This is a genomic window from Guptibacillus hwajinpoensis, from assembly GCF_005144865.1.
Classification (GTDB): Bacteria; Bacillota; Bacilli; order Bacillales; family Guptibacillaceae; genus Guptibacillus; species Guptibacillus hwajinpoensis_A.
The window spans coordinates 20,648-34,276 of record NZ_SWFM01000010.1; the positions used below are offsets into that span (position 1 = coordinate 20,648).

Annotated in this window: 9 protein-coding genes; all 9 read left to right on the forward strand. The window is 42.8% G+C overall.

What is annotated here, in order from left to right:
- Nucleotides 1-29: 29 nt before the first annotated feature.
- The 9 genes from rplL (at nt 30) to tuf (ending at nt 13,380) form a co-directional block, all read left to right on the forward strand.
- Nucleotides 30-392 carry a 50S ribosomal protein L7/L12 gene (gene rplL, locus FBF83_RS19400; RefSeq protein ID WP_136948773.1) on the forward strand — a complete coding sequence of 121 codons (363 nt, stop codon included), beginning with the start codon at nt 30-32 and terminating at the stop codon, nt 390-392.
- Between the two features lie 128 nt (nt 393-520).
- Nucleotides 521-1,120, forward strand: coding sequence for a class I SAM-dependent methyltransferase (locus FBF83_RS19405; RefSeq protein WP_136948774.1), 600 nt, complete (start codon nt 521-523; stop codon nt 1,118-1,120).
- A 258-nt stretch (nt 1,121-1,378) separates the two neighbouring features.
- The gene (rpoB, locus tag FBF83_RS19410; RefSeq protein ID WP_136948775.1) at nt 1,379-4,921 is read left to right on the forward strand and encodes a DNA-directed RNA polymerase subunit beta; all 3,543 of its coding nucleotides are present in this window, start codon (nt 1,379-1,381) and stop codon (nt 4,919-4,921) included.
- 35 nt (nt 4,922-4,956) lie between these two features.
- Entirely contained in the window at nt 4,957-8,577 is a 3,621-nt protein-coding gene (gene rpoC / locus FBF83_RS19415) for a DNA-directed RNA polymerase subunit beta' (protein WP_136948776.1), read from the forward strand.
- An 85-nt stretch (nt 8,578-8,662) separates the two neighbouring features.
- Nucleotides 8,663-8,911, forward strand: coding sequence for a 50S ribosomal protein L7ae-like protein (locus tag FBF83_RS19420; protein ID WP_048313316.1), 249 nt, complete (start codon nt 8,663-8,665; stop codon nt 8,909-8,911).
- A 113-nt stretch (nt 8,912-9,024) separates the two neighbouring features.
- Nucleotides 9,025-9,447, forward strand: a complete 423-nt coding sequence (rpsL, locus tag FBF83_RS19425; RefSeq protein ID WP_048313317.1) for a 30S ribosomal protein S12 — start codon at nt 9,025-9,027, stop codon at nt 9,445-9,447.
- A 40-nt stretch (nt 9,448-9,487) separates the two neighbouring features.
- On the forward strand, nt 9,488-9,958 hold the full coding sequence (rpsG, locus tag FBF83_RS19430; RefSeq protein WP_136948777.1) for a 30S ribosomal protein S7: 471 nt from the start codon (nt 9,488-9,490) through the stop codon (nt 9,956-9,958).
- Between the two features lie 46 nt (nt 9,959-10,004).
- Entirely contained in the window at nt 10,005-12,083 is a 2,079-nt protein-coding gene (gene fusA, locus FBF83_RS19435) for an elongation factor G (RefSeq protein ID WP_136948778.1), read from the forward strand.
- A 106-nt stretch (nt 12,084-12,189) separates the two neighbouring features.
- Nucleotides 12,190-13,380, forward strand: a complete 1,191-nt coding sequence (tuf, locus tag FBF83_RS19440) for an elongation factor Tu (protein ID WP_136948779.1) — start codon at nt 12,190-12,192, stop codon at nt 13,378-13,380.
- Nucleotides 13,381-13,629 lie beyond the last annotated feature (249 nt).

Sequence of the window (13,629 nt, forward strand, 5' to 3'; positions counted from 1 at the left end):
ATAAAACAAAAATTAAGGAGGATTTACTCATGGGTAACGAGCAAATCATTGAAGCAATCAAAGAAATGACAGTTCTTGAGCTTAACGACCTAGTTAAAGCTATCGAAGAAGAATTTGGTGTAACTGCAGCAGCTCCAGTAGCAGCAGCAGGTGGCGCAGCAGAAGGTGCTGCTGAAGAGCAAACTGAATTTGATGTAGTTCTTGAAAGTGCTGGAAGCAGCAAGATCAAGGTTATCAAAGTAGTTCGCGAAATCACTGGTCTTGGCTTGAAAGAAGCTAAAGAACTAGTTGACGGCGCTCCAAGCTCTATCAAAGAAGGCGTTGCTAAAGAAGAAGCTGAAGAGCTTAAAGCTAAGCTTGAAGAAGTTGGCGCAGTAATCGAAGTTAAGTAATTAATTGCCTGAAACAAAAGCTCGCTTTTAAAAGCGGGCTTTTTGTTATTGGGCCCTACTATTTTCGGTTATGATGAAAAGCTGGAATGGGTAGGCTTATAGAAATGGCGATGGAAAGAGGGAAAGCAATGGGAGAACATTATTATACGAAGAATCCAAGTGTGAAAAGTGATCGGATTCGTATCGCTGAAGAGCTTCGCGGACGACGTTTTCAATTCACGACTGATTCTGGTGTTTTTTCAAAGAAAGAAGTCGATTTTGGGAGTAAGCTCCTAATCGATACATTTGAAGAACCTGAAATTGAAGGGGATATTGTAGATGTTGGATGTGGCTATGGCCCAATCGGCATATCGCTTGCTTCTGAATTTTCAAACCGCCGTTTTTATTTGCTAGATGTTAATGAGCGTGCGACTGAGCTTGCGATGAACAACGCGATTAAGAGTAGTGTGAATAATGTTACTGTTATGGAAAGTGATCAATTGAGTGCGGTGAAAGACAAAACTTTTGCCTCAGTCATTACAAATCCCCCTATACGGGCAGGTAAGCAGGTTGTTCATGGGATTCTAGAAGAAGCCCATGAAGTTCTGAAAAAAGATGGAACGCTATGGGTTGTTATTCAAAAGAAACAAGGGGCACCATCTGCCATTAATAAGCTAGAAGAAATGTTTAAACATGTTGAAACCGTTGTGAAAAAGAAAGGATACTATATTCTTAAAGCAGTCAAGTAAATTATTAAATTATCCTTTGACTTCATAGACGGGCTATGCTAATATAATATAATGCCAATGATGGATTTTCCAGGCCTTTTTCCTATTGCTATGGAGAGAGGTATAAAATACCGTCGTCTGGAAAAACTAATATAATCGCTTATAGTTAAGGGGAAATTTATTTATGCCCTTTTTCTTTTTTTGTCCAACGATAGATTCTGTTTACCAGAACTCTCTGGATGAAGAAAATAAATACGCTGGATTTGAGGGGTGAATCATTTGACAGGCCAACTAGTTCAGTATGGACGCCACCGCCAAAGAAGAAGCTACGCGCGAATCAAAGAAGTGTTGGATTTGCCAAATCTAATTGAGATTCAAACGGCTTCTTATCAATGGTTTCTTGATGAGGGTTTACGAGAAATGTTCCAAGATATTTCTCCAATCGAAGATTTCACAGGTAATCTTGTGCTGGAATTTATTGATTACAGCCTTGGTGAGCCTAAGTATCCCGTGGAAGAGACCAAAGAGCGAGATGTAACATATTCTGCACCTTTACGTGTGAAAGTACGCCTGATTAACAAAGAAACAGGTGAAGTAAAGGAACAAGAAGTGTTCATGGGTGACTTCCCATTAATGACTGAAACAGGTACCTTTATTATTAATGGGGCAGAACGCGTTATCGTTTCTCAGCTCGTGCGTTCTCCAAGTGTCTACTATAGTGAAAAGATCGATAAGAACGGCAAAAAAGGATATACAGCTACTGTCATTCCAAACCGAGGAGCATGGCTGGAATTTGAAACTGATGCCAAAGATATTGTCTATGTACGAATTGATCGTACTAGAAAGCTACCGATTACGGTACTGCTCAGAGCGTTAGGGTTTGGGTCTGATCAAGAAATCATAGATCTCCTAGGTGAAGATGAATATCTTCGCAATACCCTGGAAAAAGACAACACGGACGGCACAGAAAAAGCGCTTCTAGAAATCTATGAACGCTTACGTCCTGGTGAGCCTCCGACTGTCGACAACGCTAAAAGCTTACTTGATTCCCGCTTTTTTGATCCGAAGCGCTATGATCTTGCAAACGTAGGACGTTACAAGATTAACAAGAAGCTTCATATTAAAAACCGTCTATTCAATCAACGTCTTGCTGAAACGCTCGTTGATCCTGAAACAGGCGAAGTGATTGCAGAAGAGGGCGCGATTCTTGACCGCCGTCTACTTGATCGTATTCTTCCTGCTCTTGAGACAAACGTTGGCTTTAAAGACGTAGAACCTCACGGTGGAGTGATTGAAGACGAATCAATAGGCTTGCAATCAATTAAAGTTTACGCACCTGATGATCCAGAAGGTGAACGTGTAATTAATGTGATTGGAAATGGTGGAGTTGAAACAGGAGTGAAGAACATCACGCCTGGCGACATTATTTCATCTATTAACTACTTCTTTAACCTACTTCATCAGGTTGGAAACACCGATGATATTGATCACCTTGGTAACCGTCGACTTCGTTCGGTTGGTGAACTACTTCAGAACCAATTCCGTATCGGTCTTTCCCGTATGGAACGTGTGGTTCGCGAACGTATGTCTATCCAGGATACGAACGTAATTACGCCACAGGCGCTAATTAACATTCGTCCTGTTATAGCATCCATCAAAGAGTTTTTCGGAAGCTCTCAGTTGTCTCAGTTCATGGATCAGACGAACCCGCTTGCTGAATTAACACACAAGCGTCGTCTATCTGCACTTGGACCAGGTGGTTTGACACGAGAACGTGCTGGATTTGAAGTTCGTGACGTACATTACTCTCACTATGGAAGAATGTGTCCGATCGAAACACCAGAGGGTCCAAACATCGGACTAATTAACTCGCTTTCTTCTTATGCACGAGTTAATATATTTGGCTTTATTGAAACACCTTACCGCAGAGTAGACCCTGAAACAGGTAAAGTAACGGAGTTTATTGACTACCTAACTGCCGATGAACAGGATAACTACGTTGTGGCACAGGCAAACGCGAAGCTAAACGATGATGGTTCATTCCAGGACGAAGATATTGTTGCTCGTTTCCGTGATGAAAACATTATCATTGCTCGTGAAAAGATCGATTACATGGACGTATCCCCGAAACAGGTAGTTTCGGCTGCGACGGCTTGTATCCCGTTCCTTGAGAATGATGACTCCAACCGTGCGCTAATGGGAGCGAACATGCAGCGTCAAGCTGTACCTTTGATGGTTCCTGAAGCACCAATTGTTGGTACAGGTATGGAACACGTTAACGGAAAAGATTCCGGAGCTGCTGTTATTTGTAAGCACGAAGGAATTGTTGAATTTGCATCTGCTGCAGAAATTCGTGTGCGCCGTGTATCTGTTATTGATGGTGAGGAAGTTAAAGGCGACCTTGATCGCTATAAATTGCTTAAATTTATTCGTTCCAACCAAGGAACGTGTTATAACCAGAAGCCAATTGTCGTTGAAGGCGACCGCGTTGTAAAAGGAGAAATCCTTGGTGACGGTCCTTCAATGGAAAAAGGTGAAATGGCACTCGGACGTAACGTTCTTGTCGGCTTTATGACATGGGAAGGTTACAACTACGAGGATGCTATTATTATGAGCGAACGTCTCGTAAAAGATGACGTTTATACTTCAATTCATATTGAAGAGTATGAATCAGAAGCTCGCGACACTAAGCTAGGACCTGAAGAAATTACTCGCGATATTCCAAACGTTGGGGAAGACGCACTTCGTAACCTCGATGAACGCGGAATTATTCGTATGGGTGCTGAAGTAAAAGATGGAGATATTCTTGTTGGTAAAGTTACTCCTAAAGGTGTAACAGAACTAACGGCTGAAGAACGTCTACTTCATGCGATCTTTGGAGAAAAAGCTCGTGAAGTTCGCGATACATCTCTCCGTGTACCACACGGTGGCGATGGAATTGTACTTGATGTGAAGATCTTTAACCGTGAAGACGGCGATGAGCTTCCTCCGGGAGTAAATCAACTAGTTCGGGTTTATATCGTACAGAAGCGTAAGATTCATGAAGGAGATAAGATGGCAGGTCGTCATGGTAACAAAGGTGTTATCTCAAGGATTCTTCCTGAAGAAGATATGCCATATTTACCTGATGGTACGCCAATCGATATCATGTTGAACCCACTTGGTGTTCCTTCTCGTATGAACATTGGACAGGTACTAGAGTTGCATATCGGTATGGCTGCACGCGCACTCGGTATTCACGTAGCAACACCAGTATTTGATGGAGCACGTGAGGAAGATGTGTGGGAAACGCTTGAAGAAGCAGGAATGCCACGTGATGGTAAAACTGTTCTTTACGATGGTCGTTCGGGTGAACCATTCGACAACCGTATTTCTGTCGGTGTTATGTATATGATCAAGCTTGCTCACATGGTTGATGACAAACTTCACGCACGTTCTACTGGGCCATATTCACTTGTTACTCAGCAACCGCTTGGTGGTAAAGCACAATTCGGTGGACAACGTTTCGGTGAGATGGAAGTTTGGGCACTTGAAGCATATGGTGCTGCATACACCCTACAAGAGATTCTGACTGTAAAATCGGATGATGTTGTTGGACGTGTTAAAACTTACGAAGCAATTGTAAAAGGTGAAAATGTTCCTGAGCCTGGTATTCCAGAATCGTTTAAAGTTCTAATCAAAGAGTTGCAATCACTCGGTATGGACGTAAAAATGCTAGCTAGTGATGAGCAAGAGATTGAAATGAAAGAGTTAGACGATGAAGAAGACCAATCCAGTGAGAAATTAAACTTGAATGTTGGGTCAAATCAGGCGAGTGAGTAAGGGTTAAAGCTGAATTCTAAAGGGAGGTAGGCCCCTTGATAGATGTCAATAAATTTGAGTATATGAAAATCGGTCTGGCGTCACCGGATAAAATCCGCTCTTGGTCAAGAGGAGAAGTTAAAAAGCCAGAAACCATTAACTACCGTACCTTAAAGCCAGAGAAAGATGGTCTTTTCTGTGAGCGTATCTTCGGACCTACAAAAGACTGGGAATGTCATTGTGGGAAATACAAACGTATCCGTTATAAAGGTGTCGTTTGTGATCGCTGTGGAGTTGAAGTAACACGTGCGAAAGTACGTCGTGAGAGAATGGGGCACATTGAACTTGCTGCTCCTGTCTCTCACATCTGGTACTTTAAAGGCATTCCAAGCCGTATGGGACTTGTTCTTGACATGTCACCGCGGGCACTTGAAGAAGTGATTTATTTTGCTTCTTATGTAGTAACTGAAGCTGGTGATACACCGCTTGAGAAGAAACAACTTCTTTCTGAAAAAGAGTACCGTGCATACCGTGAGAAGTACGGCAAAACTTTCTCAGCAGAAATGGGTGCGGAAGCAATCCGCAAACTATTGTTTGATATCGACCTTGATAAAGAAGTTGATATCCTGAAGGAAGAGCTTAAAACAGCACAAGGACAACGTAGAACTCGTGCAATTAAGCGACTTGAAGTACTAGAGGCATTCCGTGGATCTGGTAACAACCCGTCATGGATGATCCTTGATGTCCTTCCTGTTATTCCTCCAGAGCTTCGTCCAATGGTGCAGCTTGATGGTGGACGATTTGCGACATCAGATTTAAACGATCTGTATCGTCGTGTAATCAACCGTAACAACCGTCTTAAGCGTCTTCTAGACCTTGGTGCGCCAAGTATTATCGTACAAAACGAAAAACGCATGCTTCAGGAAGCTGTCGACGCTCTTATTGATAATGGTCGTCGTGGTCGTCCTGTAACAGGTCCGGGTAACCGTCCATTGAAGTCTCTTTCTCACATGTTGAAAGGGAAGCAAGGACGTTTCCGTCAGAACCTACTAGGTAAGCGTGTTGATTATTCAGGTCGTTCCGTTATCGTTGTAGGACCGTCACTTAAGATGTATCAGTGTGGACTTCCAAAAGAAATGGCGCTTGAACTATTCAAACCTTTCGTAATGAAAGAGCTTGTTTCAAAAGGTCTTGCACACAACATTAAGAGTGCAAAACGTAAAGTAGAAAAAGTTCATCCTGAAGTTTGGGACGTATTGGAAAACGTGATTAAAGAACATCCAGTTCTTCTTAACCGTGCACCAACACTTCACAGACTTGGTATTCAGGCATTTGAACCGATTCTAGTTGAAGGACGCGCAATTCGTCTTCACCCACTCGTATGTACAGCATATAACGCTGACTTTGATGGTGACCAGATGGCCGTTCACGTACCGCTTTCTGCGGAAGCACAAGCAGAAGCGCGTATCTTAATGCTTGCAGCACAGAATATTCTTAACCCGAAAGATGGTAAGCCAGTTGTTACACCATCACAGGATATGGTTTTAGGTAACTACTATCTAACTATGGAACGTGAAGGAGCAATTGGTGAGGGTTCTGTATTTAAAGATACTAACGAAGCATTAATCGCATATCAGAATGGTTATGCACATCTCCATTCTCGTGTAGCGATTCCAGCAGCTTCATTAAATAAATCTGCTTTCACTGAAGAGCAGAACAAGCAATTGCTTGTAACAACTGTTGGTAAGTTGATTTTCAACGAAATCCTTCCGGAGTCGTTCCCTTATATCAATGAGCCGACAACAACTAACCTTGAAATTGCGACACCAGAGAATTACTTCCTTCCTCACGGAGTGAATGTGAAAGAAGAAATTTCTCAGCGTGAATTAATCTCACCATTTAAGAAGGGTATCCTTGGTAAGATCATCGCAGAGGTGTTCAAGCGTTTCAAAGTTACAGAAACATCCAGAATGCTTGACCGCATGAAGGATCTAGGCTTTAAGTACTCTACTAAAGCTGGTATTACCGTTGGTGTTGCTGACGTTGTGGTACTTGCTGAGAAACAAGAGATTGTACAAGAAGCTGAAGAAAAAGTAGAAAAAGTTCTAAAACAATTCCGTCGTGGTCTCATTACGGATGACGAACGTTATGACCGTGTTATCGCAATTTGGAGTAGCGCAAAAGATCGTATCCAAGAAAAACTAATGACTCGTCTAGAAAAAGATAACCCAATCTTTATGATGAGTGATTCAGGTGCTCGAGGTAACGCATCTAACTTTACTCAACTTGCTGGTATGCGTGGATTGATGGCTAACCCATCTGGACAGATCATCGAACTTCCGATCAAGTCCAGCTTCCGTGAAGGTCTAACAGTTCTTGAATACTTTATTTCTACTCACGGTGCTCGTAAAGGTCTTGCCGATACTGCACTTAAAACAGCTGACTCTGGTTATCTTACTCGTCGTCTTGTTGACGTGGCACAAGATGTCATCGTTCGTGAAGACGATTGTGGAACAGATAGAGGCCTTGAAGTTAGTGCAATTAAAAACGGTAATGAGTTAATTGAAGGACTGTATGACCGTCTTGTAGGCCGCGTTGCATTCAAGAAGGTTAGACATCCTGAAACAAAGGAAGTTCTCGTTGATAAAAACAATTTAATCACTGAAGACATTGCTACTGATATTGTAGAAGCTGGTATTGAGAATGTTTATATCCGTTCTGCATTTACATGTAGCACGAGTCACGGTGTATGTAAGAAATGTTACGGACGTAACCTTGCTACAGGTACTCGCGTAGAAGTTGGTGAAGCAGTTGGAATTATCGCTGCTCAATCGATCGGTGAACCTGGTACTCAGTTAACAATGCGTACGTTCCATACTGGTGGGGTTGCCGGAGATGATATTACTCAAGGTCTTCCTCGTATCCAGGAGCTATTTGAAGCACGTAACCCTAAAGGCCAGGCTGTTATTTCTGAACTTGACGGTAAAGTGATTGATTTAGCTGAAGTTAAAGAAAAGAAAGAGATTGTTGTTCAGGGTGAAACTGAAACAAGGAACTATCCTGTACCTTACGGCGCTCGTCTTAAAATTGTTGTGGGTGATGAAGTTAAGGCTGGTCAAGCCCTTACAGAAGGTTCGATTGACCCTAAACAATTGCTTACAATTAGTGGCATTGACGGTGTACAAGAGTATCTCCTAGCTGAAGTACAAAAAGTATACCGTATGCAGGGTGTTGAAATCGGTGATAAGCACGTTGAGGTTATGGTCCGTCAAATGATGCGTAAAATCCGCGTTATTGATGCGGGCGATACTGAAGTGTTGCCAGGATCTCTTATCGACATTCATCAGTTTAAAGGAGTTAACCGTAAAGTTCTTAGACAGGGTGGTCTTCCTGCTACAGGACGTCCAGTACTTCTTGGTATCACTAAAGCTTCTCTTGAAACTGAATCATTCCTATCTGCAGCATCCTTCCAGGAAACGACTCGTGTCCTAACTGATGCAGCAATTAAAGGTAAGCGTGATGAACTACTTGGTCTTAAGGAGAACGTAATTATTGGTAAACTTGTTCCGGCAGGTACTGGTATGCAGCGTTACCGCAGGATCAATGTAGCAGGTGAAGCGCAAGAGGCAGAACAGCTTTTAGAAGAAGAAGAAAGTGCTTTGGTTAGTCAAGAATAAACAGGGAAGTGTTGACATCGGGAGTGCAGGGTGATATTATATCCAAGGTGCTCCCGATAATCCTGTTACTTTGGAGGATATGTTCTTGTCTTATGAAAAAGTATCACAGGCAGAAGAATTAATTATCGGGACGAAACAAACTCTAAAGGCCCTCCAGATTGGGGAAGCGAAGGAAGTTTTCATCGCTGACGATGCTGATCGCAGGGTAACTTCTAAAGTTGTTGCACTCGCCGAAGAAAAAAGCATTCCTGTACACCGAGTTGATTCTATGAAGAAACTGGGTAAGGCTTGCGGTATCGAAGTAGGCGCAGCAACAGTTACGATAAAAGCATAACCGTTTTTGCCGGGTGAGGCATGCCCTGCCAGGCAAAAACTTTCCTTTTATCTATACATGAACCACCTGGATGTGTGGGCTTGCTTATTAATGAAAGAAGGGAGGAAAACAAAATGCCAACTATTAACCAACTTGTTCGCAAGGGACGTGTTTCTAAAACAAAGAAATCCGATTCTCCAGCATTGAACAAAGGATATAATAGCTTCAAAAAGTCTCATACAGACCTTTCATCTCCACAAAAACGTGGTGTATGTACTCGTGTAGGTACGATGACTCCTAAGAAGCCGAACTCCGCATTGCGTAAATACGCACGTGTTCGTCTTACTAACGGAATTGAAGTAACTGCTTATATTCCTGGTATCGGGCACAACCTTCAAGAGCACAGTGTTGTTCTTATCCGCGGAGGACGTGTTAAGGATTTACCGGGTGTACGCTACCACATCGTTCGTGGTGCGCTTGATACTGCAGGGGTTAACGACCGTAGACAAGGTCGCTCTAAATACGGTACTAAGAGACCGAAAGAAGCTAAGAAATAATAGCTTACAATTTAACTAAAATATGAAAGGGGGTTAACCCATGCCACGTAAAGGTCCAGTAGAACGTCGTGACGTATTACCAGATCCAATTTACAAATCCAAGCTAGTTACTCGCCTGATCAACCGCCTTATGGTACACGGTCAGAAAGGTAAAGCTCAGCAAGTGCTATACAAAGCATTTGATCTTGTACAAGAACGCACAAACACAGAGGCTATGGAAGTATTTGACCAAGCGTTGAAAAACGTTATGCCAGTACTTGAAGTACGCGCTCGTCGTGTTGGTGGTGCTAACTACCAGGTGCCGGTTGAAGTTCGTCCAGAACGTCGTACAACTCTAGGTCTTCGCTACCTTGTAAACTATTCCCGTCTTCGCGGTGAAAAGACTATGGTAGAAAGACTTGCTAACGAAATTATGGATGCAGCTAACAACACAGGTGCTTCTGTTAAGAAGCGTGAAGAACAGCACAAAATGGCTGAAGCAAACAAAGCGTTTGCTCACTATCGCTGGTAATCAACAAACAACCCAAATCCCTTTATAAAAGGAAGGAGAAATACTAATGGCAAGAGAATTCTCCTTAAGAGATACACGTAATATCGGTATCATGGCTCACATCGATGCTGGTAAAACAACAACTACTGAGCGTATTCTTTTCTATTCAGGGCGTATCCACAAGATCGGTGAAACTCACGAAGGTGGTTCACAGATGGACTGGATGGAACAGGAGCAGGAGCGTGGAATCACGATTACTTCTGCTGCTACCACTGCCCAGTGGAAAGACCACCGTGTTAACATCATTGACACGCCTGGTCACGTAGACTTCACAGTAGAAGTTGAACGTTCATTGCGTGTATTGGATGGAGCAGTTGCGGTACTTGATGCACAATCTGGTGTTGAGCCGCAAACAGAAACTGTTTGGCGTCAGGCTACAAACTACGGAGTGCCTCGTATCGTATTCATTAACAAAATGGATAAGCTCGGAGCAGACTTCATTTACTCCACAGGTACACTAACTGATCGTTTACAAGCTAATGCGCACCCTATTCAGCTTCCAATCGGTGCTGAAGATGACTTTGAAGGAATCATTGATCTAATCACAATGGAAGCTTTCTATTACCTTGATGATCTTGGTTCTCGTACTGAATCACGCGAAATTCCTGCTGAATACAAGGAACAAGCTGAAGAGTACCGTACTAAGTTAGTTGAAGCAGTAGCAGAGCTTGAAGAAGATCTTATGATGAAATACCTTGAAGGTGAAGAACTTACAGAAGAAGAAATCAAAGCTGCAATCCGTAAAGGTACTTGTAACGTTGAATTCTATCCTGTACTATGTGGTTCTGCATTTAAGAACAAAGGCGTTCAGCTAGTTCTTGATGCTGTACTAGACTACCTACCTTCTCCACTAGATGTACCTGCAATTAAAGGTCATCTTAAAGATTCTGAAGAAGAAGTAATTCGTACTGCTGACGATAATGGTCCTTTCTCTGCACTTGCATTTAAAGTAATGACAGACCCTTACGTTGGTAAGCTTACATTCTTCCGTGTTTACTCAGGAACGCTTTCTGCTGGTTCTTATGTTAAGAACTCAACTAAAGATAAGCGTGAACGTGTAGGACGTATTCTTCAGATGCACGCTAACTCTCGTGAAGAAATCTCTACTGTATATGCAGGGGATATCGCAGCGGCAGTTGGTTTGAAAGATACATCGACTGGTGACACTCTATGTGATGAAAAGGATACTGTTATCCTTGAATCTATGGACTTCCCAGATCCGGTTATCTCAGTAGCAATCGAGCCTAAAACTAAGAGTGACCAGGACAAGATGTCTGTAGCTCTAGCTAAGCTTGCTGAAGAGGATCCAACATTCAAAACTGAAACAAACGAAGAGACTGGTCAAACGATTATCTCAGGAATGGGTGAACTTCACCTTGATATCATCGTAGACCGCCTGCGTCGTGAGTTTAAAGTAGAAGCTACTGTTGGTGCACCTCAGGTTGCATACCGCGAATCGATCCGTAAAGCTGGTAAGGTTGAAGGTAAATTCGTACGTCAGTCTGGTGGTCGTGGACAATTCGGACACGTATGGGTTGAATTCGAGCCGAACGAAGAAGGCGCTGGATTCGAATTTGAAAACAAAATTGTTGGTGGTGTAGTTCCACGTGAATACATCCCTGCAGTTGAAGCTGGACTACGTGATTCAATGGCTAATGGTCTGCTTGCAGGCTATCCACTAATCGACGTAAAAGCTCGCCTTGTTGATGGATCTTACCATGACGTTGACTCAAACGAAATGGCATTTAAGATCGCTGCATCTATGGCTTTGAAAAAAGCTAAAACAGTATGTGACCCTGCTCTTCTTGAGCCTATGATGAAAGTTGAAGTTGTAGTGCCAGAAGAATACATGGGCGACATCATGGGTGATGTAACTAGCCGTCGTGGACGTGTTGAAGGTATGACTGCTCGCGGTAACGCTCAGGTTGTCAATGCATTTGTTCCACTATCAGAAATGTTTGGTTATGCGACTACACTTCGCTCGCGTACTCAAGGCCGTGGTACTTATACTATGAGCTTTGATCACTACGAGCAGGTTCCTAAATCAATCTCTGAAGAAATCATTAAAAAAGCTACAGGCGAATAATTGTCGCCAAGTAACTTTTGTTGTAATCTAAGATAGGTGAGATTGATTTGCTCATGCGCCTATCTTAGCATAGATAATTTCAACGTAATTAAAGGAGGAAACACTAATGTCTAAAGAAAAATTCGACCGCTCCAAGCCCCACGTTAACATTGGTACAGTTGGACACGTTGACCATGGTAAAACTACTCTAACAGCTGCGATCACTTCAGTGCTTCACAAGCGTTCAGGTAGCGGTACTGCTATGGCATACGACCAAATCGATGGTGCTCCTGAAGAGCGCGAACGTGGAATCACAATCTCAACTGCACACGTTGAGTATGAAACTGAAAACCGTCACTATGCACACGTTGACTGCCCAGGTCACGCTGACTATGTTAAAAACATGATCACTGGTGCTGCACAAATGGACGGAGGAATCCTAGTAGTTTCTGCTGCTGACGGTCCAATGCCACAAACTCGTGAGCACATCCTTCTTTCTCGTCAAGTTGGTGTACCTACTCTTGTTGTATTCTTGAACAAGTGTGACATGGTTGACGACGAAGAACTACTTGAACTAGTTGAAATGGAAGTTCGTGATCTACTTTCTGAATACGACTTCGATGGCGACGAAGTTCCAGTAATTAAAGGTTCTGCTCTTAAAGCTCTTGAAGGCGACGAAGAGTACGAAGCTAAAATCTTTGAACTTATGGACGCTGTTGATGAGTTCATCCCAACTCCAACACGTGACACTGACAAGCCATTCATGATGCCAGTTGAGGATGTATTCTCAATCACTGGTCGTGGTACAGTAGCAACTGGACGTGTTGAGCGTGGACAAATCAAAGTTGGTGACGAAGTTGAAATTCTTGGTCTTGCTGAAGAGAACAAGAAAACAACTGTTACTGGTGTTGAAATGTTCCGTAAGCTTCTTGACTATGCTGAAGCAGGCGACAACATCGGCGCACTTCTTCGCGGGGTTTCTCGTGATGACATCCAGCGTGGACAAGTTCTTGTTAAGCCAGGAACTGTAAAAGCTCACACTAAATTCCAAGCTGAAGTTTACGTTCTTTCTAAAGAAGAGGGTGGACGTCACACTCCATTCTTCGCTAACTACCGTCCTCAGTTCTACTTCCGTACAACTGACGTAACTGGTACAATTGCACTTCCAGAAGGCGTTGAAATGGTTATGCCTGGAGACAACATCGAAATGACAGTTGAACTAATCGCTCCGATCGCAATCGAAGATGGAACGAAGTTCTCTATCCGTGAAGGTGGACGTACTGTAGGCGCAGGCGTTGTAGCAACAATCACTGAGTAATCTCTATGATTAACCAAAACACCCGGATTTTTCCGGGTGTTTTTTATTTGGAGTTTATGTTAAATTAGTTAAATGAGTTCGAATCAGTTCGATCGTAACCACCAACGGATTAGTGAATAGTCTGAAATTGCTTTTAGGCCTTGCATTTTATGGCTCAGGCCGTTATACTATTAAAAGTGTGCGATCGACATACTTTTTAGTTGGACCAAGTCTTGCAATTAGGCTCTGGTTTTAGTATAATAAGAATGT